This is a genomic window from Pseudomonas putida group bacterium ESBL64 (genome assembly GCF_045277175.1).
In the GTDB taxonomy this organism is placed as follows: domain Bacteria; phylum Pseudomonadota; class Gammaproteobacteria; order Pseudomonadales; family Pseudomonadaceae; genus Aquipseudomonas; species Aquipseudomonas alloputida.
Genome location: NZ_CP145799.1, coordinates 2205868 through 2228506 on the forward strand (window position 1 = coordinate 2205868; position 22639 = coordinate 2228506).

Sequence of the window (22639 nt, forward strand, 5' to 3'; positions counted from 1 at the left end):
AGACGTCTGCCTTCCCTCGCGGAGCCGCCAAGTGCATTGCGCAGGAAACTGGCTCCATAACAACAAGAAAGACTTGAGGAGTACCCGCTGTGGAAAGCCGCAAATCCGAAGCCCCTACGCTGGATCTCGCCCCGCCGCTCGAAACGAGCTGGCTGGAGCGGATTTTCAAACTCAAGCAACACGGCAGCACTGTCAAAACCGAAATGATCGCTGGGGTGACCACCTTCATCACCATGGCCTACATCATCTTCGTCAACCCCAACATCATGGCCGACGCCGGCATCGACCATGGTGCCGCTTTTGTCGCCACCTGCATCGCCGCCGCGCTGGGCTGCCTGCTGATGGGCCTGTACGCCAACTGGCCGGTGGGCCTGGCGCCGGGCATGGGGCTCAATGCTTTCTTTACCTACACCGTGGTCGGCACCATGGGCTACAACTGGGAAACGGCGCTGGGGGCGGTATTCGTCTCCGGCGTGTTGTTCATGTTCCTGACCTTGTCGAAAGTGCGCGAATGGCTGCTCAACAGCATCCCGGTCAGCCTGCGCCATGCCATGGGGGCCGGCGTCGGATTGTTTCTCGGGCTGATCGGCCTGAAGACCGCAGGCATCATCGTCGACAGCCCCGCCACCCTGATCAAGCTGGGCTCGTTGCATGAGCCGGGGCCGCTGCTGGCGGCCGTGTGCTTCCTGCTGATCGCCATCCTCAGCTACAAGCGGGTATTCGGCGCGATCCTGATCAGCATCATTGGTGTCACCCTGGCGGGCTGGGGCCTGGGCCTGGTCAAGTTTGGCGGGGTGATGTCGATGCCCCCAAGCCTGGCACCGACCTGGATGGCCATGGACGTGGCTGGCGTGTTCAATGTCAGCATGATCAGCGTGGTGCTGGCGTTCCTGTTCGTGCACATGTTCGACACTGCCGGCACGCTGATGGGGGTTGCGCAACGGGCCAACCTGGTGGCGCCGGACGGGCGTATCGAGAACCTGTCGAAGGCGTTGAAGGCTGACAGTGCCTCGAGTGTGTTCGGTGCGGTGGTCGGTGTACCGCCGGTGACCAGCTATGTGGAGAGTGCTGCGGGGGTTGCCGCAGGTGGCCGAACTGGCCTGACGGCTGTGGTGGTAGGCCTACTGTTCATCGCCGCGATGTTCTTCGCGCCGCTGGCCGGGATGATTCCGGCTTATGCGACAGCAGGTGCACTGATCTACGTTGCAATGCTGATGATGGGCAGCATGGCGCACATCCATTGGGATGAGGCCACCGACAGCATTCCGGCGATCGTCACGGTGATCATGATGCCGCTGACGTTCTCGGTCGCCGATGGTATTGCCCTGGGCTTCATCAGCTATGTGGCACTGAAGGCGGGTACCGGCAAATACAAGGAAATCTCGGCCAGCCTGTGGGTGCTGTGCGCGATCTTCATTGCCAAGTTCGTGTTCCTCTGACCGAGGGCGCTTGGCTTTAGATTTCCAGTGTTCTCGAAATCGAGCGCCGCCTGCGCGGCGCGTCGCGACCAAGGTCGTTCCTACGCTTGTTTCGGGCCATTAATGCCTGCGAGGTACGCGCGCGAACGCCTAGTTGGTACGCCGCGATATGGCGCCCTTGCTCAACATTTGAAAGGCCTGCGCGGTCGCCCGTAGGAGCGGGTTTACCCGCGAAAGGGCCGGCCCTGCTGGCCTATCTCCACCCGCCGCTCAGCGTTGCCGCCACCACCGTATTCGCGGGTAAACCCGCTCCTACCACGGGGTGGACAGTTGGATACAGCCCGCCGTAGGAGCGGGTTCACCCGCGAAGAGGCCGGCCCTGCTGGCCAATCTCCACCCGCCGTTCACCGTTGCTGCCGCCACCGTATTCGCGGGTAAACCCGCTCCTACCACGGGGTGGACAGTTGGACACAGCCCGCCGTAGGAGCGGGTTCACCCGCGAAGAGGCCGGCCCTGCTGGCCAATCTCCACCCGCCGTTCACCGTTGCCGCCGCCACCGTATTCGCGGGTAAACCCGCTCCTACCACGGGGTGAACAGTTGGATACAGGCCGCCGTAGGAGCGGGTTCACCCGCGAAAGGGCCGGGCCTGCTGGCCAATCTCCACCCGCCGTTCACCGTTGCCGCCGCTACCGTATTCGCGGGTAAACCCGCCCCTACACCTGATCGGGGGTGGACACACATCGGTGATTGGGCGCAGGCCGTCGTAGGAACGGGTTCACCCGCGAAGAGGCCGGCACAGGCCACACAAAAACAGCAGACGAAAAAAAGCCCGCCAGTGTGAGAGCGGGCCAAAGGACCTACGAAGATTCTTCTAGCGACCAACTAGCTTCCACGATAGGTCGAATAGCTGTAAGGCGAAATCAGCAGCGGCACATGGTAGTGCTCCTGCGACTCGTCGATGCCAAAGCGCAGCACGACAACATCCAGAAACGCCTGGGCCGGCAATTGCACGCCACGGGCGCGGTAGTAATCCCCAGCGCTGAACTGCAACTGGTAAACGCCAGTGCGGTAATCGTCCCCCTGCAACAGCGGCGCGTCGACGCGGCCATCGCTGTTGGTCAGGGCGGTGTTCACCAGCTCCAGCTGCTGGCCTTCGACGCGGTACAGCTCGACCTTGATCGAGCTACCCGGGCAGCCATGCGCGGCATCCAGTACGTGTGTGGTCAAACGTCCCATTGCGTGTCGCCTCTTGTTCAATCTGTGGGCAAAAAATACTCAGCCATCGCACCAGCTTAGCGCCTGCGGCAGGCGGGAATGACGTTATTAAGACATTCCATCCAAGGATTGTACACAATTTTTTGATCCCCTCTGTCACACCCTCCCTTTGCTGCCCATAAACGACCCATCGGTCGCAAATACACGCACCATAACGATGCCAACCTCATTAGCTGACCAAACAGGCAGGTTTCTTGCACTGTATTTCCAGGTCGCTGTCAGGCGACAAAAGGGAAGAAATGCGGAAAAACAGGCTTACAAAAGATTTCAGAAGTTGTATACAATCAGCCCATCCGGTGGTGCGACATACCGACGCGGCCCGCCCACCCCCCGCACTAACGCACAAGAAGGAAGACTGCAGTGAGCGCTGATTACCCTCGCGACCTGATCGGTTACGGCAACAACCCTCCTCACCCGCAATGGCCGGGTAACGCCCGCATCGCGCTGTCTTTCGTCCTCAATTACGAGGAAGGTGGCGAACGCAACATCCTGCACGGTGACAAGGAATCCGAAGCCTTCCTGTCCGAGATGGTCGCTGCCCAACCCCTGCAGGGCCAGCGCAACATGAGCATGGAGTCGCTGTATGAATACGGCAGCCGTGCCGGTGTATGGCGCCTGCTGAAGCTGTTCAAGGACAGCGGCGTGCCACTCACCGTCTTCGCCGTGGCCATGGCCGCCCAGCGCCACCCCGACGTGATCCGCGCCATGGTCGAAGCCGGCCACGAGATCTGCAGCCACGGCTACCGCTGGATCGACTACCAGAACATGGACGAGGCCCAGGAGCGCGAGCACATGCTCGAAGCCATCCGTATCCTCACCGAACTCACCGGCGAGCGCCCGCTGGGCTGGTACACCGGCCGTACCGGCCCGAACACCCGCCGCCTGGTGATGGAGGAAGGTGGTTTCCTCTATGACAGCGACACCTACGACGACGACCTGCCCTACTGGGAGCCGAACAACCCCACCGGCAAGCCGCACCTGGTGATCCCCTACACCCTGGACACCAACGACATGCGCTTCACCCAGGTACAGGGCTTCAACTGCGGCGAGCAGTTCTTCCAGTACCTGAAAGACGCCTTTGATGTGCTGTACGCCGAAGGCGCCGAAGCACCGAAAATGCTTTCCATCGGCCTGCACTGCCGCCTGGTCGGCCGCCCGGCACGCCTGGCTGCACTCAAGCGCTTCGTCGATTACGCAAAAAGTCATGACCAGGTCTGGTTCGCCCGTCGCGTGGATATCGCCCGCCACTGGCACACCACCCACCCGTACAAGAAAGAGAACGCCTGATGACCGCCTTCAATACCCTCAAACCATCCGCCCTGGACCGCGACGCCTTCGTCAAGGCCTTCGCCGATATCTACGAGCACTCGCCGTGGGTTGCCGAAAAAGCCTATGACCTGGGCCAGCTGGGCGAGCTGGACGAGATCGAGGCGCTGCACCAGCGCATGAGCGACATCCTGCTCAGCGCCAACCACGCTGACCAGCTCGCGCTGATCAATGCTCACCCGGACCTGGCAGGCAAGGCCGCCATCCAGGGCGAACTGACCGAATCGAGCACCAACGAACAGGCCGGTGCCGGTATCCACCAGTGCACCGCCGAAGAGTTCGCCCGGTTCACCGAACTGAACGATGCCTATAAGGCCAAGTTCCAGTTCCCGTTCATCATGGCGGTGAAGGGCAGTAACCGGCACCAGATTCTCGCCGCCTTTGAAAAACGCATCCACAACGATGCCGATGCCGAATTCAAGGAAGCCCTGGCGCAGATCAACCTGATCGCCCTGTTCCGCCTGCTGCAGCTGTAAGCAACAGCCGAACCTTATTCAGAAAACGAACAATAGAAGAGATAACCGCATGCGCACCCTGATGATCGAGCCCTTGACCAAAGAAGCCTTCGCCCAGTTCGGAGACGTGATCGAAACCGACGGCAGCGACCACTTCATGATCAACAACGGCTCGACCATGCGCTTTCACAAGCTCGCCACGGTCGAAACCGCCGAGCCTGAAGACAAGGCGATCATCAGCATCTTCCGCGCCGACGCGCAGGACATGCCGCTGACCGTGCGCATGCTGGAACGCCATCCGCTGGGCAGCCAGGCTTTTATCCCGCTGCTCGGCAACCCCTTTCTGATCGTGGTCGCGCCCGTTGGCGATGCACCTGTATCAGGCTTGGTCCGAGCCTTCCGCAGTAATGGCAGGCAGGGCGTTAATTACCATCGCGGCGTCTGGCACCACCCGGTGCTGACGATCGAAAAGCGGGATGATTTCCTGGTGGTTGATCGCAGTGGTTCTGGCAACAACTGCGATGAGCATTACTTCACCGAGGAACAGATGCTGATCCTCAATCCCCACCAATAAGAAAAGGTCAGTCATCTTCTCGGTGACTGGCAGAGGTACATACTGTGGAAGCACACCTTCACGAATGGCTGAACCTGAGCATTCGCTGGGTTCACATGATCACCGGCGTCGCCTGGATCGGTGCATCGTTCTACTTCGTCTGGCTGGAGAACCACCTGAACCGAAGCAACCCGCGCGATGGGTTGTCGGGTGATCTCTGGGCGATTCACGGCGGTGGTATCTACCACCTGGAGAAATACAAGCTCGCCCCCCCGAAAATGCCCGAGAACCTGCACTGGTTCAAATGGGAAGCCTACTTCACCTGGATGTCCGGTATCGCCCTGCTGTGCGTGGTGTTCTACTGGAACCCGACCCTGTACCTGCTGGCACCTGGCAGCACCCTGAGCGGTGCCGAAGGCGTGGCCATCGGTATCGGTTCGCTGATCGCGGGATGGTTCATCTACGACTTCCTGTGCGACTCGCCCCTGGGCAAGAAGCCAGCGCTGCTCGGTGCTGTGCTGTTCGTGCTGATCATCGCTGCCTGCTGGGGCTTCAGCCTGGTGTTCAGCGGCCGTGGCGCCTACCTGCACACCGGCGCGATCATCGGCACCATCATGGTCGGTAACGTGTTCCGCATCATCATGCCGGCCCAACGCCAGCTGGTGGCGGCGATCGAGAACAACCAGACGCCCGACCCGGTACTGCCGGCCAAGGGCCTGCTGCGCTCGCGTCACAACAACTACTTCACCCTGCCGGTGCTGTTCATCATGATCAGCAACCATTTCCCGAGCACCTACGGTAGCCAGTACAACTGGCTGATCCTGGCCGGTATCGCAGTAGCCGCGGTTCTGATCCGCCACTACTTCAACACCCGCCACGACAGCAACAAGTACGCCTGGACCCTGCCCGTCGGCGCCTTGGCGATGATCTGCCTGGCCTACGTTACCGGTCCGAAACCGATGGCCGTAAGCCCTGAGCAAGCCGCAGCGAAGATTGATTACCAACCGCTGCCGGCAACTGCCGTAGGCGGCAAGACCGCTGCCGAGCAGCGTGCCGAGGACGCCGCCAAGGCTGCCGAAGCACCCGCCGCACCTGCGCAGGCACCGGCCCAGGCCGCTGCCCAGGCCGGTGGTGGCGACTTCGACAAGATCCACAATGTCATCCAGGAACGCTGCACCGTGTGCCACTCGTCCAAGCCGACCAGCCCACTGTTCAGCGCCGCTCCTGCCGGCGTGATGTTCGACACTCCGCAGCAGATCCAGGCCCAGGCCGCGCGCATTCAGGCGCAAGCGGTTGCCAGCCAGATCATGCCGCTGGGCAACATCACCCAGATGACCACCGAAGAGCGCAAGCTCGTCGGCGACTGGATCGCCAAAGGCGCCCAGGTCAACTGACAGCACCTCGCCAGGCAACCCGCCCCCCAAGGGAATCACCTTCCCCTGTTGGAGCGGGCTTGCCCGCGAAGAGGCCGGAAGCCCCGGCCTCAAGCTCCATGTGTTACGCAACAAGCAAGCATCGAGCGCGCAGGCATGAGGCCTGCCGCTTGGATCCGAGAATAAAAACAAAACTCGAGGTGCTGCATGTCCGAGTCACGCAAGGCGTATATCCCCATTGCGCCGCCGCGAGAACCCTTGCCCCTGTTCCAACTGTTCCTGGTTGGCCTGCAACACGTTCTGCTGATGTACGGTGGCGCGATCGCCGTGCCGTTGATCATCGGCCAGGCCGCCGGGTTGTCCCGTGAAGAAGTCGCTTTCCTGATCAACGCCGACCTGCTGGTCGCTGGCGTCGCTACCATCATCCAGTCGTTCGGTATCGGCCCGGTGGGCATCCGCATGCCGGTGATGATGGGTGCCAGTTTCGCTGCCGTCGGCAGCATGGTGGCCATGGCCGGCATGCCCGGCGTAGGCCTGCAGGGGATCTTCGGCGCGACCATCGCTGCCGGGTTCTTCGGCATGCTGATCGCGCCGTTCATGTCCAAGGTTGTCCGCTTCTTCCCCCCACTGGTCACCGGTACGGTGATCACCTCGATTGGCCTGTCGCTGTTCCCGGTGGCCGTCAACTGGGCCGGTGGCGGCCAAGACGCTCAAACGTTCGGCTCGCCGATCTACCTGCTGGTGGCCGGCCTGGTACTGGCCGTGATCCTGCTGATCAACCGCTTCATGCGCGGTTTCTGGGTCAACGTGTCGGTACTGGTGGGCATGGGCCTTGGCTACATCCTGGCCGGCTCCATCGGCATGGTCGACCTGTCGGGTCTGAATGAAGCACCGTGGTTGCAGGTGGTCACCCCGCTGCACTTTGGCATGCCGACCTTCAGCCTGGCGCCGATCCTGTCCATGTGCCTGGTAGTGGTGATCATCTTCGTCGAGTCCACCGGCATGTTCCTGGCCCTGGGCAAGGTGACCGATCGCGAAGTCACCCCAGGCATGCTGCGTCGCGGCCTGCTGTGCGATGCCGGTGCGTCGTTCATTGCGGGCTTCTTCAACACCTTCACCCACTCCTCGTTCGCCCAAAACATCGGCCTGGTGCAGATGACCGGGGTGCGCTGCCGCTATGTCACCATCGTGGCCGGTGCACTGCTGATCCTGCTCAGCCTGCTGCCCAAGGCGGCCTTCCTGATTGCCTCGATCCCGCCCGCAGTACTGGGCGGCGCGTCCATCGCCATGTTCGGCATGGTCACCGCCACCGGGATCAAAATTCTTCAGGAGGCGGACATCGGCGACCGCCGCAACCAGCTGTTGGTTGCCGTGAGCGTCGGCTTCGGGTTGATCCCCGTGGTGCGTCCGGAGTTCTTTGCCCAGATGCCACAGTGGATGGAACCCATCACCCACAGCGGTATCGCCATGGCCACGGTCTGTGCCCTGGTGTTGAACGTTCTGTTCAACATCCTTGGCGGTGCCGACCGCGCAATGCACAACGACGTCTGTCACCAGCATTGAGCCAAAAGGGGCGGTGCATGACCGCCCCTCATCACCTCTGCAGTAACCGCTACGCCGTCGACCCGCCGGAATGGGTCGCCCGGGGCGCCTGCGCGCCAAAAAAACCGCCAACAAAAACAATAAGTCCGGGAATCACAACATGAAGCGCATCACCACGTCCCTGTTGTTGGGCAGCAGCCTGCTGGCCACCCTACCCTCGCACGCAGGCGAATGGCTGCAATGGCACGGCGAAAGCCTGACCTACCTGTACGGCAAGGACTTCAAGGTCAACCCTGATATCCAGCAGACCATCACCTTCGAGCACGCCAACAAATGGAAGTACGGCGACACCTTCATGTTCGTCGACAAGATCTTCTACAACGGCAAGGCCGACCCCGGCAAAGGTGTGACCACCTACTACGGCGAGTTCAGCCCACGCCTGTCATTGGGCAAGATCTTCGACCGCAAGCTTGCCTTCGGTCCGATCAAGGATATGCTGCTGGCCATGACCTACGAGCGCGGTGAAGGCGACAACGAGGCCTACCTGATCGGCCCAGGCTTTGACTTGAACATCCCCGGCTTCAACTATTTCACCCTCAATTTCTACGTGCGCAACACCGAAGGCAGCCGCCCCGGTGACAACGTCTGGCAGATTACCCCCGGCTGGTCGTACACCCTCCCTGTCGGCCGGTCAGACATTCTGATCGACGGTTACATGGACTGGGTTACCGACAACGACCAGACCCGCCGTGGCACCTATCACGCCAACCTGCACTTCAACCCGCAGGTTAAATACGACCTGGGCAAGGCGCTGAACCTGGGCGCCAAGCAGCTCTACGTCGGCTTTGAATACAGCTACTGGAAAGACAAGTACGGCATTGACAGCCGCGGCAACCTGGACAGCAACCAGAGCGTGGCCAGTGCGCTGATCAAGGTGCACTTCTAGGAAGTTGACCAAACGCACAAGTTTGAATCACCCCGCTCCAGGACGGAGCACTTGAGGCGCGGCGCGCAAGCCAGTAATCTGCGCGCCCCCTCGATCAGGGCAGAACGGATTCTGCCTGCGTTTACTGACCGCTCAGTCAATGAATACGGGCGGTTGGCCAACGTGTTGCCAGCCTGAAAGACCCTTTTCATCCGTTCAGAACGAAGTCGAGCAGGAAGGTTTTGCCAACCCGGAAAAGTTGGCTCGACCCTTGCCAAACAGCTGTGGCCCATCGAAAAAAGCTGACTCAAAAGACAAAAAAGCGCCGGCAACGAGCGCTGACAACAGATCAATCAAGGGAGCGACACTCGCAATGCGTACCATCAACAGCCTGATCCTCGCCGGCGGCCTGCTGGCCTGCGGCACCACCTTCGGCGGCGACCTGCTGCAATGGCAAAACAACAGCCTGACCTACCTGTGGGGCAAGAACTTCAAGGTCAACCCGGCGATTCAGCAAACCGTCACCTTCGAGCACGCCGATGGCTGGAAGTACGGCGACAACTTCATTTTCGTCGACAAGATCTTCTACCAGGGCCAGAAAGACGCCGGCAACGGCCCGAACACCTACTACGGTGAGATCAGCCCACGCCTGTCGTTCGGCAAGATTTTCGACCAGAAGATCGAGTTTGGCCCGGTCAAGGACGTGCTGCTGGCGATGACCTACGAGTTTGGCGAGGGTGACACCGAGTCTTACCTGATCGGTCCGGGCTTCGACCTGGCCATCCCGGGCTTCGACTACTTCCAGCTGAACTTCTACAACCGCACCACCGACGGCAGCCGCGCGGGCGACAACGTGTGGCAGATCACCCCGGTGTGGTCTTACACCATTCCGGTCGGTGACTCCGACGTGCTGATCGACGGCTTCATGGACTGGGTGGTGGACAACGACGAGAACCGCCGCGGCACCTACCAGGCCAACCTGCACTTCAACCCGCAGATCAAGTATGACCTGGGCAAGGCGCTGCACCTGGGCGAGAAGCAGTTGTATGTGGGTGTTGAGTACGATTACTGGAAGAACAAGTACGGCATCAAGGACAGCGATGCCTTCACTACCGACCAGAACACCATGAGCTTCTTGGTCAAGGTTCACTTCTGAACGGATCGCTCGGGGCCGCGCTGCGGCCCATTCGCGGGTAAACCCGCTCCTACAGGGGCCGCACCGGGTTCAAGGCATACGCGGTACCTGGGGGGCGGGTTCACGCGCGAACCGGGGCAAAGCCCCGGCCAGGCGCCTCAATTGGCAGGTCTGAGCGCCCGCCACAACTTCCCCGCAGCACTGACCACCGCCAGCACCATGGCACCGGCCACAACCCCGACCCCAGCGTTGAGCAACGCCCCGGTCAGCGCCCCACCACGCCCTTCGCTGAACGCCTCGATGGCATGATGCAGCGGCTCGATGCCATGCACCAGGATCCCACCGCCCACCAGAAACATCGCCGCAGTACCAATCACCGACAGGCTTTTCATCATGTACGGCGCCGCCCGCAGGATGCCGTTACCCACTGCCTGAGTCAGCCTGGAGGTTTTGCGGGCCATCCACAGCCCAAGGTCGTCAAGCTTGACGATCCCGCCTACCAACCCATACACACCAATGGTCATGACCACCGCAATGCCCGACAGCACGATGATCTGCTGGGTCAGCGGCGAGTCAGCCACGATACCCAAGGTAATGGCGATGATTTCCGCCGACAGGATGAAGTCGGTACGCACCGCCCCCTTGATCTTGGCTTTTTCAAAAGCCACCAGGTCAACACTGGCATCGGCAACAGCCTCCTTGCGCGCCTCGTGCTGTGCCTCATCCTCATCCTTGCTGTGCAAGAACTTGTGCGCCAGCTTCTCGAAACCCTCGAAGCACAGGAACGCGCCACCCAGCATCAACAACGGCGTAACCGCCCACGGTATGAACGCACTGATCAGCAGCGCGGCCGGTACCAGGATCGCCTTGTTGACGAACGACCCCTTGGCCACCGCCCAGACGACCGGAAGTTCACGATCGGCGCGCACGCCGGTGACCTGCTGAGCATTCAGCGCCAGGTCGTCACCCAGCACACCCGCAGTCTTTTTCGCCGCGACTTTAGTCATTAGCGAGACGTCATCCAGCAACGTGGCGATGTCGTCGATCAGTACCAGTAGACTGCTTCCTGCCATGTTTGCTTGTATCCAAATAAGTCAATGTGCCGGATTCTAGCCCAAAGCCGCTGCCTTGAGCGCCCGTCGAGGCCGGTGCTACCATGCCCGATCCCCCTTAGAGGTGGCCAGACACGAGGAAGATCCCTGACCATGAGCACCATTCGCGAGCGCAACAAGGAATTGATCCTGCGCGCGGCCAGCGAGGAATTCGCCGACAAGGGCTTCGCCGCCACCAAGACCAGCGATATCGCGGCCAAGGCCGGCCTGCCCAAGCCGAACGTGTACTACTACTTCAAGTCCAAGGACAACCTTTACCGCGAGGTCCTGGAAAGCATCATCGCGCCGATCATGCAGGCATCCACGCCGTTCAATGCAGACGGCGACCCGAAGGAAGTGCTGAGTGCGTACATTCGTTCGAAAATTCGCATTTCGCGTGACCTGCCCCATGCGTCCAAGGTGTTCGCCAGCGAGATCATGCATGGCGCGCCGCACCTGTCACCGAACCAGGTCGAGCAGTTGAACGAGCAGGCCCGGCACAACATCGAGTGCATCCAGCGCTGGATCGACCGCGGGCAGATCGCCCATGTGGACGCGCACCACCTGATGTTCAGCATCTGGGCGGCGACCCAGACCTATGCGGACTTCGACTGGCAGATTTCTGCGGTGACCGGCAAGGCCAAGCTGGCCGACAGTGATTATGACGCGGCGGCCGAGACCATTATCCGCATGGTGCTCAAGGGTTGTGAGCCAGAGGTGGCCTGACATGGCCAATGGGGACCGCATTCCACTGGGGTCGCACGCCCCTGTGGGAGCAACTGTCTTGCTCAATTTCTGAAAGCTGGCGCGATCCGTGTGGGAGCGGCCTTGCGTCGCGAAAGGGCTGCACAGCAGCCCCGGGGTTCAGCGTCGATGCAAATCAGGCCGGTGTTCAGCCTCAACCCAGCGCAGTGTCGAGAAACATCATCACCGCAAACCCGCCCATCAACCCTGGGTAATGGAGCTGGGTGCAGCGCTGGGCATCAACGTCGAGCCGGCGCTGGAAGCCCTGAAAGTCGCCGTACACATCTAAAGCCTGGCGCAGTCCTTGTGGGGCCTTGTGTCGCGAATGGGCCGCAAAGCGGCCCCAGCTGACTTGAGCCTTACGCCGCTACCCCGGCATCTGCCCGCAACCCCACCTCCTCGATCGCACTGATCGCACACTGCTCGTCGATATCCGACGTATCGCCGCTGATCCCCACGGCACCCAGCACCTTGCCGTCCTGATCACGAATCAGCACCCCACCTGGCGCCGGCACCACCGGCCGCTCACCCATCCCGTTCAACGCGGCAAAAAAAGCCGGCCGCTGCTGCGCATCCAGCGCCAGCAAGCGCGACCCCTTGCCCAGGGCAATCGCACCCCAGGCTTTGCCAGTGGCCACTTCAGGCCGAATCAGGCTCGCGCCATCCTCACGCTGCAACGCCAGCAAGTGCCCGCCGGCATCCAGCACCGCAACGGTCAGTGGCGCGGCGTTGATCTTGCGGCCTGCCGCCAGTGCGGCGTTTACCAGGCTGACAGCGATTTTCAGGTTCAAGACGTTCATGGAAAGGTCCTCTTCTTGTTGTGAGAAGCCCTAAGGGCAGTTGAAAACCGATAGAGCAAATAGAACACAACGAGATGTATTTTTGTATACAATATTTTGAAACGATCGTATGCGATGGCGCAAATAGCCGTTTTCACGGCCGCTTTGACGAAAGCGAGCCCACCCGATGAAAACCCATTGACCTGAGCCGCCAGGCGTGAATACACTCTGTCGCAAAGCAAGTTGTATACAATTACAAAATCGATGAGGCACAAACCATGAGCAAAATGAGAGCAATCGATGCAGCCGTTCTGGTCATGCGCCGTGAAGGTGTAGATACCGCGTTCGGCATCCCGGGGGCTGCCATCAACCCGTTGTATTCGGCCCTGAAGAAAGTCGGTGGCATCGATCACGTCCTCGCTCGTCACGTCGAAGGTGCCTCGCACATGGCCGAGGGCTACACCCGCGCCAACCCGGGCAACATCGGTGTGTGCATCGGCACTTCCGGCCCTGCCGGCACCGACATGGTCACCGGCCTGTACAGCGCCTCGGCCGACTCCATCCCGATTCTGTGCATCACTGGCCAGGCGCCACGTGCCCGCCTGCACAAGGAAGACTTCCAGGCTGTCGACATCACCAACATCGTCAAGCCAGTGACCAAGTGGGCGACCACCGTTCTGGAGCCAGGCCAGGTGCCTTACGCCTTCCAGAAGGCCTTCTATGAAATGCGTACCGGCCGCCCAGGCCCGGTGCTGATCGACCTGCCGTTCGACGTGCAGATGGCCGAAATCGAATTCGACATCGATGCCTACGAACCACTGGCAGTCAACAAGCCATCCGCCACCCGCGTACAGGCCGAGAAAGCCCTGGCCCTGCTCAATGACGCCGAGCGCCCACTGCTGGTAGCCGGTGGCGGCATCATCAACGCCGACGCCAGCGACAAGCTGGTCGAATTCGCCGAACTGACCGGCGTACCCGTGATCCCGACCCTGATGGGCTGGGGCACCATCCCGGACGACCACGCCCAGATGGTCGGCATGGTTGGCCTGCAGACCTCGCACCGCTATGGCAACGCAACCCTGCTGAAGTCCGACCTGGTATTCGGTATCGGTAACCGCTGGGCCAACCGCCACACCGGTTCCGTCGATGTCTACACCGAAGGCCGCAAGTTCGTGCACGTCGACATCGAACCGACCCAGATCGGCCGCGTGTTCACCCCGGACCTGGGCATCGTTTCCGATGCTGGCAAGGCACTGGACGTGTTCCTGGAAGTGGCCCGCGAGTGGAAAGCCGCCGGCAAGCTCAAGTGCCGCAAGGCCTGGCTGGAAGAGTGCCAGGAGCGCAAGTCGAGCCTGCAGCGCAAGACCCACTTCGACAACGTGCCGGTCAAGCCGCAGCGCGTCTACGAAGAAATGAACCAGGTGTTCGGCAAAGACACCTGCTACGTCAGCACCATCGGCCTGTCGCAGATCGCCGGCGCGCAGTTCCTGCATGTGTACAAGCCACGCCACTGGATCAACTGCGGCCAGGCCGGCCCGCTGGGCTGGACCATCCCTGCTGCACTGGGCGTGGTCAAAGCCGATCCGAAGCGCAAGGTTGTGGCGCTGTCGGGTGACTACGACTTCCAGTTCATGATCGAAGAACTGGCGGTGGGTGCGCAGTTCAACCTGCCGTACGTTCACGTACTGGTGAACAACGCCTACCTGGGCCTGATCCGCCAGGCGCAGCGTGGCTTCGACATGGATTACTGTGTACAACTGGCGTTCGAGAACATCAACTCGACCGACGCTGCCACCTACGGTGTCGACCACGTCGCCGTGGTCGAAGGCCTGGGTTGCAAGGCCATCCGTGTGTTCGAGCCAGCAGAAATCGCCCCTGCCCTGATCAAGGCACAGAAGATGGCCGAAGAGTTCCGCGTGCCGGTGGTGGTTGAAGTGATTCTCGAGCGTGTGACCAACATTTCCATGGGCACCGAGATCAACGCGGTCAACGAGTTCGAAGACCTGGCCCTGGTCGGCAACGACGCGCCAACCGCCATCTCGCTGCTGGACTGATCGCCTGACGCCCCCAGGCACGCCCTGGGGGCCTTCATCGCAAGGAGACAACTCATGCCTCGCTTCGCTGCCAACCTGTCCATGCTGTTCACCGAACAGGACTTCCTGGCCCGCTTCAAGGCTGCCGCCGATGCTGGTTTCAGCGGCGTCGAATACCTGTTCCCCTATGACTTCAGCGCAGCTGAAATCAAGCAGCAGCTGGAGGCCAACGGCCTGACCCAGGTGCTGTTCAACCTGCCGGCCGGCGACTGGGCCAAAGGTGAGCGCGGTATCACCTGCCACCCTGACCGCGTCGAGGAATTCCGCGCGGGTGTCGACAAGGCCATCGAATACGCCAAGGTGCTGGGCAACACCCAGGTCAACGCCCTGGCGGGCATCCGCCCACAAGGCCCGGACTGCGCCACCGTGCGCAAGACCTTCGTCGAGAACCTGCGCTACGCCGCTGACAAGCTCAAGGGCGCCGGTATTCGCTTGGTCATGGAAATGATCAACACCCGCGACATCCCAGGCTTCTACCTGAACACCACCCAGCAGGCCCTGGAAATCCAGGCCGAGGTGGGCAGCGACAACCTGTTCCTGCAATACGACATCTACCACATGCAGATCATGGAAGGTGACCTGGCTCGCACCATGGAAGCCAACCTGAAACTGATCAACCACATCCAGCTGGCCGACAACCCCGGCCGCAATGAACCAGGCACCGGCGAGATCAACTACCGCTTCCTGTTCGAACACCTGGACCGCATTGGCTACCAGGGCTGGGTGGGCGCGGAGTACAAGCCCAAGACCACTACCGAAGCAGGCCTGGGCTGGCTGAAAACCCACAACGCAATCTGAGGAACAACTCGGGACCCTGTGGGAGCGGGCTCGCCCGCGAACACCGGCAAAGCCGGTGCCATCCACCGAGTTGTCTGCTTCGCGGGCGAGCCCGCTCCCACAGGGGGCCAAAGCTTGCTTGAGATATCACAATTACAAAGAGGTAATCTCTCATGGCTAAAATCGGTTTCATCGGCACCGGCATCATGGGCAAGCCCATGGCCCAGAACCTGCAAAAAGCAGGTCACAGCATCTTCGTTTCCACCCACCACGACGCCGCGCCAGCCGACTTGATCGCCGCCGGTGCCGTGGCCCTGGCCAACCCGAAAGAAGTTGCCCAGGAAGCCGAATTCATCATCGTCATGGTTCCCGACACCCCGCAGGTCGAAAGCGTCCTGTTCGGTGAAAACGGCGTGGCCGAAGGCGTTGGCCCGAACAAGGTGGTGATCGACATGAGCTCGATCTCCCCTACCGCTACCAAAGCCTTCGCCGAAAAAATCAAGGCTACCGGTGCCGCCTACCTGGACGCCCCAGTGTCCGGTGGTGAAGTCGGCGCCAAGGCCGCGACCCTGAGCATCATGGTCGGTGGCTGCCCGAAAGCCTTCGAGCGCACCCTGCCGCTGTTCGAAGCCATGGGCAAGAACATTACCCGGGTCGGTGGCAACGGTGACGGCCAGACCGCCAAGGTCGCCAACCAGATCATTGTCGCCCTGAACATCCAGGCCGTGGCCGAAGCCCTGCTGTTCGCCGCCAAGAACGGCGCCGACCCTGCCAAGGTGCGTGAAGCACTGATGGGCGGCTTTGCTTCGTCGAAAATCCTCGAAGTGCACGCCGAGCGCATGATCAAGGGCACCTTCGACCCAGGCTTCCGCATCAACCTGCACCAGAAGGACCTGAACCTGGCCCTGCAAGGCGCCAAGGAACTGGGCATCAACCTGCCCAACACCTCCAATGCCCAGCAAGTGTTCAACACCTGCCAGGCACTGGGCGGCGGCAACTGGGACCACTCGGCGCTGATCAAAGGCCTGGAGCACATGGCCAACTTCTCGATCCGCGACGACAAATAAGTCGTTTTTAGCCTTCACTGGCCTCTTCGCGGGTAAACCCGCTCCTACCAAAGACCGCACAATCGCTCAGAGCTGTGCATGTAGGAGCGGGGCTTGTCCGCGAAGAAACCAACGCCGTTGAACCTGCGACCACAGGCCCAATGGTGGCATCGAGCAACACCCGCCCCTGGTTCGGCCTGCACGGAGGCAGTTCCAGGGGCGTTTTTGATTCTGCAGAACAACAATAATTGGGAGCCTGCCATGTCGGTCGATCCGCAAAAACTTCTCCGCGAACTGTTCGACACAGCCATCGCCGCCGCCCACCCCCGTCAAGTCCTCGAACCCTACCTGCCCGCCGATCGCAGCGGCCGGGTTATCGTCATCGGCGCCGGCAAGGCCGCAGCTGCCATGGCCGAAGTGGTCGAGAAAAGCTGGCAGGGCGAAGTCTCCGGCCTGGTCGTGACCCGTTACGGCCACGGCGCCAACTGCCAGAAGATCGAGGTGGTCGAAGCGGCCCACCCGGTCCCGGACGCTGCCGGCCTGGCTGTGGCCAAGCGCGTGCTGGAACTGGTCAGCAACCTCAACGAAGAAGACCGCGTCATCTTCCTGCTGTCTGGCGGTGGCTCGGCGCTGCTGGCCCTGCCTGCCGAAGGCCTGACCCTGGCCGACAAGCAGCAGATCAACAAGGCGCTGCTGAAATCCGGCGCCACCATCGGCGAGATGAACTGCGTGCGCAAGCACCTCTCGGCGATCAAGGGCGGGCGCCTGGCCAAGGCCTGCTGGCCGGCCACGGTCTACACCTATGCCATTTCCGATGTACCGGGCGACCTCGCCACGGTCATCGCTTCCGGCCCCACCGTGGCCGACCCTAGCACCTCGGCCGACGCCCTGGCCATCCTCAAACGCTACAACATCGAAGCGCCCAAAGCGGTCATCGACTGGCTGAACAACCCGGCCTCGGAAACCGTCAAGGCCGATGACCCGGCCCTGGCCCGCAGCCACTTCCAGTTGATCGCCAAACCCCAGCAGTCGCTCGAGGCCGCCGCGGTCAAAGCCCGTCAGGCCGGTTTCAGCCCGCTGATCCTCGGCGACCTGGAAGGTGAATCGCGCGAAGTGGCCAAGGTGCATGCCGGTATCGCCCGGCAAATCGTTCAGCACGGCCAGCCGCTCAAAGCGCCCTGCGTGATCCTGTCGGGTGGCGAAACCACCGTGACCGTGCGCGGCAATGGCCGTGGCGGGCGCAACGCCGAGTTCCTGCTCAGCCTCACCGAAAGCCTGAAAGGCCTGCCGGGCGTGTACGCCCTGGCCGGTGACACCGACGGCATCGATGGCTCGGAAGAAAACGCCGGTGCCTTCATGACCCCGGCCAGCTACGCCAGCGCCGAAGCCTTGGGCCTGTCGGCCAGCGACGAGCTGGACAACAACAACGGCTACGGCTACTTCGCCGCGCTGGATGCGCTGATCGTCACCGAACCGACTCGCACCAACGTCAACGACTTCCGCGCCATCCTGATCCTCGAGACTGCCCAATCATGACGCCTGATAAAAAAGTTAAGATCCTCGCCACCCTTGGCCCTGCGATCAACGGCATCGACGATATCCGCCAGCTGGTCGAAGCCGGGGTGAACATCTTTCGCCTCAACTTCAGCCATGGCGAGCATGCCGACCACGCCCTGCGCTACCAGTGGATCCGCGAAGTCGAGCAGCAACTGAACTACCCGCTGGGCATCCTCATGGACCTGCAAGGGCCGAAGCTGCGCGTTGGCCGCTTCGCCGAAGGCAAAGTGCAGTTGCAACGCGGGCAGGCCCTGCGCCTGGACCTGGACAAAACCCCGGGCGACAGCCGCCGGGTCAACCTGCCGCACCCCGAAATCATCGCCGCCCTCGAGCCCGGTATGGACCTGCTGCTGGACGACGGCAAACTGCGCCTGCGCGTGACCGCCAAGCACAGCGACGCGATTGACACCGAGGTGCTGAACGGTGGCGAGCTTTCCGACCGTAAGGGCGTCAACGTACCGCAAGCGGTGCTCGACCTCTCCCCGCTCACCGAAAAAGACCGCCGCGACCTGGCCTTTGGCCTGGAGCTGGGTGTGGACTGGGTCGCCCTGTCGTTCGTGCAGCGCCCTGAGGACATCGTCGAAGCGCGCCAGCTGATTGGCGACCGCGCCTACCTGATGGCCAAGATCGAGAAACCATCGGCCGTCGAACAACTGCAAGCCATCGCCGAGCTGGCAGACGCGATCATGGTGGCCCGTGGTGACCTGGGCGTGGAAGTACCGGCCGAGAGCGTGCCGCAGATCCAGAAGCGCATCATCGGCACCTGCCGCCAGCTGGGCAAACCCGTGGTGGTGGCCACGCAGATGCTCGAGTCGATGCGTTTCTCGCCAGCGCCAACCCGTGCCGAAGTCACCGACGTGGCCAACGCGGTGGCCGAAGGTGCCGATGCAGTGATGCTGTCGGCCGAAACCGCCTCGGGTGATTACCCGCTGGAAGCCGTGCAGATGATGAGCAAGATCATCCGCCAGGTTGAGAACGGCCCGGACTACCAGGCCCAGCTCGACGTCGGCCGGCCAAAGGCCGAGGCCACCGTGTCGGACGCCATCAGCTGCGCGATCCGCCGCATCAGCGGCATCCTGCCGGTGGCGGTGCTGGTCAACTACAGCGAGTCGGGTGCCTCGACCCTGCGCGCGGCACGTGAGCGGCCACGGGCACCGATCCTCAACCTGACGCCGAACCTGAACACCGCACGGCGCCTGAGCGTGGCCTGGGGCGTGCATTCGGTGGTCAACGACCGCCTGCGTCAGGTCGACGAGGTGGTTTCCACCGCCCTGGAGATTGCCCAGGCGCAAGGCATGGCCAGCCGTGGCGACACGCTGCTGATCACCGCTGGCGTGCCTTTCGGCAAGCCGGGTACGACTAACACGCTGCGGATCGAGACTTTGATCTGAGATTGCCGGGGGCGCGTTGCGCCCCTTTCGCGACACAAGGCCGCTCCCACAGGGCCACGCTGGCACAAGGGAATGCGATCCCTGTGGGAGCGGCCTCGTGTCGCGATTGGAGGGCAAAGCCCTCCCTGAATACCGCTCTACCCGACCGCGGAAAACCGAGGCCCAAAGAGGCCCACCGCTCCCCCATCAACCTCACTGACTGCCCCATGTACACCAAAAATTTCGTCAACCCGTGCCCCGACTGGGCCACGGCGTTACTCAACGGTTTCAGCCAGGTGCTGCTGCTGCGCAACCCCCTGTGCGGCCTGTGCTGCCTGCTTGCCATCCTGCTGACGGCGCCCAACCTGGTCGGCGGCGCGCTGCTTGGCGCCCTGGCCGGCCTGCTCACCGCCCAGGCACGCGGCTATGACCGTGCCGACCGCCAGGCCGGGCTGTACTGCTACAACGGCGTGCTGATCGGCATCCTGATCAGCGCCGTGCTGCCCTGGTCGGTCATATTGCCCCCCCTGATCATCGCCGCCGGCGGCCTGTCCAGCATCATCACCCACCAGTGGCGCAAGCGCGGCGGCAAGTTGCTGGTCGCCTACACCGCGCCATTCGTGCTGCTGGGCTGGGGCACACTGCTAGTCGTCAGCCCCTCACCCAGCGGCTTCGTCGAAGCTGACCCGCTGTACGCGTTGGCCCGCGGCGTGGGCCAGATCTTCCTGCTCGACCAGCCCTTGGCCGGGTTGCTGATCATCGTCGGCATGTTCATCGCCAACCCCTATGCGGCGCTGTGGGCGGTGATCGGCTCGGCCATTGGCGGCGGGGTGGCGTTGCTCACCGATCAGGCGCAAGCCGCCTGGTTAGGCCTGTACGGCTTCAATGGCGCACTGGCGGCACTGGCCTTCAGCAGGCAAGGTGAAAAACCTTGGGTGACGCTGCTGGCGATAGCGTTGGCCCTGCTGTTGCAACCGCTGTTCAAGCTGCTGCCAGTGCCTGGCCTGACCGCCCCCTTCGTTGCCGCCTGCTGGCTGATGCACTTGGGCAGTCACCTGGCGCAACCCAGGCAGCGCAACGCCAGCCGCTTGCACGGCTGATACGCAACCCCTAGGCTCAGCCCATCGCTTTTGTGGAACGAGCCAATGAACAACCCAGCGAGCCTGCGCGAGCGGCTCTTCGTCATCGTCTTCCAGACCGACACCGTAGCCGGTCGCCGCTTCGACAAGATCCTGTTGCTGATCATCCTGGCCAGCCTGGTCACGGTGATCCTCGACAGCATCGATGAGGTGCACCAGGGCTACGCCGGCCTGCTGGCCGGTATCGAGTGGGGCTTTACCGCGATCTTCCTGGCCGAATACATCACCCGCCTGTACTGCTCGCCCAAGCCGCTGCGCTATGCCTTCAGTTTCTACGGCCTGGTCGATTTACTGGCGATCGTGCCGGGGATCCTCGCGCTGTACTACAGCGACGCCCAGTACCTGCTCATCATCCGGGTCATCCGGATGCTGCGGATCTTCCGTGTACTCAAGCTCAGCCCGTACCTCAAGCAGGCCCATTACCTGATGGAGGCGCTACGCGGCAGCAAGCAGAAGATCATCGTGTTCCTGGTGACAGTATCGACGCTGGTAACGGTGTTCGGCACGCTGATGTACGTGATCGAAGGGCCTGAGCATGGCTTTACCAGCATCCCCAAAGGCATCTACTGGGCCATCGTTACCCTGACCACCGTGGGCTTTGGCGACATCGTGCCCAAGACGCCGCTGGGGCAGGTGCTGTCGTCGCTGGTGATGATTACCGGTTACTCGATCATTGCCGTGCCGACCGGCATCTTTACCGCCGAGCTGGCCAATGCCATGCGTGGGGAGCAGCTGCAGCATGATTGCCCGACCTGCCACAAGAAGACCCACGAGCATGGGGCAGCGTTCTGTTCTCGCTGTGGGAATGGGTTGTTTCCCAAAGCGTGACAGCGCCTGCGCCGGCCTCTTCGCGGGTAAACCCGCCCCTACAACAGGCCCGGACCGTGCGCGGTCCCCGTAGGAGCGGGTTTACCCGCGAAGAGGCCGGCACAGGCAGAAGCATAACCAAAGCATTTTTTGTTCTTTAACCCGTATAAACCCACCCGCTATAGTCGCAGGCAATCTGCCCCAACACCCTTCAAGAACAAGGAAGCAACGTGAAAAAACTCTTCACCGCCTCGCTGCTCGCCGCAGGCCTGGCCCTGGGCAACCTCGCCCAGGCCGCCCCCACCCTGCTCAACGTTTCCTACGACGTGATGCGCGACTTCTACAAGGACTACAACCCGGCCTTCCAGAAGCACTGGGAAGCCGAGCACAACGAGAAGGTCAACGTGCAGATGTCCTTCGGCGGCTCGAGCAAGCAGGCCCGTGCAGTGATCGATGGCCTGCCGGCCGATGTCATCACCATGAACATGGCCACCGACATCAACGCCCTGGCCGACAATGGCAAGCTGGTGCCCGACAACTGGGTAACCCGCCTGCCGAACAACAGCGCGCCGTTCACCTCGGCCACTGTGTTCATCGTGCGCAAGGGCAACCCGAAAGCCCTCAAAGACTGGCCCGACCTGCTCAAGGACGGTGTGCAGGTGATCGTGCCCAACCCGAAAACCTCGGGTAATGGCCGCTATACCTACCTGTCGGCCTGGGGCTACGTACTCAAGCAAGGCGGCGACGAAAGCAAAGCCCGCGACTTCGTCGGCAAGCTGTTCAAACAGGCACCCGTGCTGGACACCGGTGGCCGTGCCGCCACCACCACGTTCATGACCAACCAGATCGGTGACGTGCTGGTCACCTTCGAGAACGAAGCCGAGATGATCGCCCGCGAGTTCGGCCGCGACCAGTTCGAAGTGGTCTACCCAAGCGTATCGGCCGAAGCCGAGCCACCGGTGACGGTGGTCGACAAGGTGGTGGCCAGGAAAGGCACCCAGGCCGTGGCCGAGGAATACCTGAAGTACCTGTGGTCACCCGCAGCCCAGGAGATCGCCGCCAACAACTACCTGCGCCCGCGTGATGCAACGGTACTGGCCAAGTACACCGACCGCTTCCCGAAAGTGGACTTCCTGTCGGTGGAGAAAACCTTCGGTGACTGGCGTACCGTGCAGAAGACCCACTTCAATGACGGTGGGGTGTTTGACCAGATCTATACCGGTCAGTAACGCA

At 61.9% G+C, this 22639-nt stretch carries 21 protein-coding genes; 17 read left to right on the forward strand and 4 right to left on the reverse strand.

Features of this window, described 5'->3' with window-relative positions:
• The first annotated feature begins 89 nt into the window (after nucleotides 1-89).
• Nucleotides 90-1439: an NCS2 family permease gene (locus V6093_RS09975; RefSeq protein ID WP_003254327.1), complete on the forward strand. Its 1350-nt coding sequence runs from the start codon at nucleotides 90-92 to the stop codon at nucleotides 1437-1439.
• 862 nt (nucleotides 1440-2301) lie between these two features.
• Here the strand turns inward: V6093_RS09975 and uraH are convergent.
• A complete protein-coding gene (gene uraH / locus V6093_RS09980) occupies nucleotides 2302-2655 on the reverse strand; it encodes a hydroxyisourate hydrolase (protein ID WP_003254328.1) in 354 nt (117 codons plus the stop codon).
• Between the two features lie 399 nt (nucleotides 2656-3054).
• Here uraH and puuE point away from each other — a divergent pair, with 399 nt between their 5' ends.
• From puuE to V6093_RS10015, 7 genes are all read left to right on the forward strand, one after another.
• Nucleotides 3055-3981, forward strand: coding sequence for an allantoinase PuuE (gene puuE, locus V6093_RS09985; protein ID WP_003254330.1), 927 nt, complete (start codon nucleotides 3055-3057; stop codon nucleotides 3979-3981).
• Nucleotides 3981-4496 carry a 2-oxo-4-hydroxy-4-carboxy-5-ureidoimidazoline decarboxylase gene (uraD, locus tag V6093_RS09990; RefSeq protein WP_004576924.1) on the forward strand — a complete coding sequence of 172 codons (516 nt, stop codon included), beginning with the start codon at nucleotides 3981-3983 and terminating at the stop codon, nucleotides 4494-4496. The genes puuE and uraD overlap by 1 nt, the downstream gene beginning before the upstream one ends.
• Before the next feature lie 49 nt (nucleotides 4497-4545).
• On the forward strand, nucleotides 4546-5049 hold the full coding sequence (locus tag V6093_RS09995; protein WP_003254333.1) for an ureidoglycolate lyase: 504 nt from the start codon (nucleotides 4546-4548) through the stop codon (nucleotides 5047-5049).
• Between the two features lie 44 nt (nucleotides 5050-5093).
• Nucleotides 5094-6422, forward strand: coding sequence for a urate hydroxylase PuuD (locus V6093_RS10000; RefSeq protein WP_267828227.1), 1329 nt, complete (start codon nucleotides 5094-5096; stop codon nucleotides 6420-6422).
• 186 nt (nucleotides 6423-6608) lie between these two features.
• Nucleotides 6609-7964, forward strand: a complete 1356-nt coding sequence (locus V6093_RS10005) for a nucleobase:cation symporter-2 family protein (protein ID WP_003254336.1) — start codon at nucleotides 6609-6611, stop codon at nucleotides 7962-7964.
• A gap of 139 nt (nucleotides 7965-8103) precedes the next feature.
• Complete coding sequence (locus tag V6093_RS10010) at nucleotides 8104-8889, forward strand: outer membrane protein OmpK (protein ID WP_406669785.1); 786 nt, start codon at nucleotides 8104-8106, stop codon at nucleotides 8887-8889.
• Nucleotides 8890-9241: 352 nt separating this feature from the next.
• The gene (locus V6093_RS10015; RefSeq protein WP_012051676.1) at nucleotides 9242-10024 is read left to right on the forward strand and encodes an outer membrane protein OmpK; all 783 of its coding nucleotides are present in this window, start codon (nucleotides 9242-9244) and stop codon (nucleotides 10022-10024) included.
• 137 nt (nucleotides 10025-10161) lie between these two features.
• Here V6093_RS10015 and V6093_RS10020 read toward each other — a convergent pair whose 3' ends face one another.
• On the reverse strand, nucleotides 10162-11076 hold the full coding sequence (locus V6093_RS10020; protein WP_392523711.1) for a DUF808 domain-containing protein: 915 nt from the start codon (nucleotides 11074-11076) through the stop codon (nucleotides 10162-10164).
• A 132-nt stretch (nucleotides 11077-11208) separates the two neighbouring features.
• On the opposite strand from V6093_RS10020, the gene V6093_RS10025 reads away from it, so the two are divergent.
• Nucleotides 11209-11820, forward strand: a complete 612-nt coding sequence (locus V6093_RS10025; protein WP_014590197.1) for a TetR/AcrR family transcriptional regulator — start codon at nucleotides 11209-11211, stop codon at nucleotides 11818-11820.
• Nucleotides 11821-11992: 172 nt separating this feature from the next.
• Here V6093_RS10025 and V6093_RS10030 read toward each other — a convergent pair whose 3' ends face one another.
• Both V6093_RS10030 and V6093_RS10035 read right to left on the reverse strand, forming a co-directional pair.
• On the reverse strand, nucleotides 11993-12121 hold the full coding sequence (locus tag V6093_RS10030; protein WP_257784239.1) for a hypothetical protein: 129 nt from the start codon (nucleotides 12119-12121) through the stop codon (nucleotides 11993-11995).
• 76 nt (nucleotides 12122-12197) lie between these two features.
• Nucleotides 12198-12638, reverse strand: a complete 441-nt coding sequence (locus V6093_RS10035; RefSeq protein ID WP_003254344.1) for a heme-binding protein — start codon at nucleotides 12636-12638, stop codon at nucleotides 12198-12200.
• A 257-nt stretch (nucleotides 12639-12895) separates the two neighbouring features.
• On the opposite strand from V6093_RS10035, the gene gcl reads away from it, so the two are divergent.
• The 8 genes from gcl (at nucleotide 12896) to V6093_RS10075 (ending at nucleotide 22635) form a co-directional block, all read left to right on the forward strand.
• Nucleotides 12896-14671, forward strand: a complete 1776-nt coding sequence (gene gcl, locus V6093_RS10040; protein ID WP_003254345.1) for a glyoxylate carboligase — start codon at nucleotides 12896-12898, stop codon at nucleotides 14669-14671.
• A 54-nt stretch (nucleotides 14672-14725) separates the two neighbouring features.
• Complete coding sequence (gene hyi / locus V6093_RS10045) at nucleotides 14726-15508, forward strand: hydroxypyruvate isomerase (RefSeq protein ID WP_003254346.1); 783 nt, start codon at nucleotides 14726-14728, stop codon at nucleotides 15506-15508.
• Between the two features lie 152 nt (nucleotides 15509-15660).
• Nucleotides 15661-16554 carry a 2-hydroxy-3-oxopropionate reductase gene (locus V6093_RS10050; protein ID WP_003254347.1) on the forward strand — a complete coding sequence of 298 codons (894 nt, stop codon included), beginning with the start codon at nucleotides 15661-15663 and terminating at the stop codon, nucleotides 16552-16554.
• A 240-nt stretch (nucleotides 16555-16794) separates the two neighbouring features.
• Nucleotides 16795-18069, forward strand: coding sequence for a glycerate kinase (locus tag V6093_RS10055; RefSeq protein WP_003254348.1), 1275 nt, complete (start codon nucleotides 16795-16797; stop codon nucleotides 18067-18069).
• Nucleotides 18066-19481 carry a pyruvate kinase gene (pyk, locus tag V6093_RS10060; protein WP_003254349.1) on the forward strand — a complete coding sequence of 472 codons (1416 nt, stop codon included), beginning with the start codon at nucleotides 18066-18068 and terminating at the stop codon, nucleotides 19479-19481. Before V6093_RS10055 ends, pyk begins: the two co-directional genes overlap by 4 nt.
• 206 nt (nucleotides 19482-19687) lie before the next feature.
• Entirely contained in the window at nucleotides 19688-20560 is an 873-nt protein-coding gene (locus tag V6093_RS10065) for an urea transporter (RefSeq protein WP_047604156.1), read from the forward strand.
• A gap of 45 nt (nucleotides 20561-20605) precedes the next feature.
• Complete coding sequence (locus V6093_RS10070; protein ID WP_012051670.1) at nucleotides 20606-21427, forward strand: ion transporter; 822 nt, start codon at nucleotides 20606-20608, stop codon at nucleotides 21425-21427.
• A gap of 209 nt (nucleotides 21428-21636) precedes the next feature.
• Nucleotides 21637-22635: a sulfate ABC transporter substrate-binding protein gene (locus tag V6093_RS10075; RefSeq protein ID WP_020193435.1), complete on the forward strand. Its 999-nt coding sequence runs from the start codon at nucleotides 21637-21639 to the stop codon at nucleotides 22633-22635.
• The last annotated feature ends 4 nt before the right edge of the window (nucleotides 22636-22639 follow it).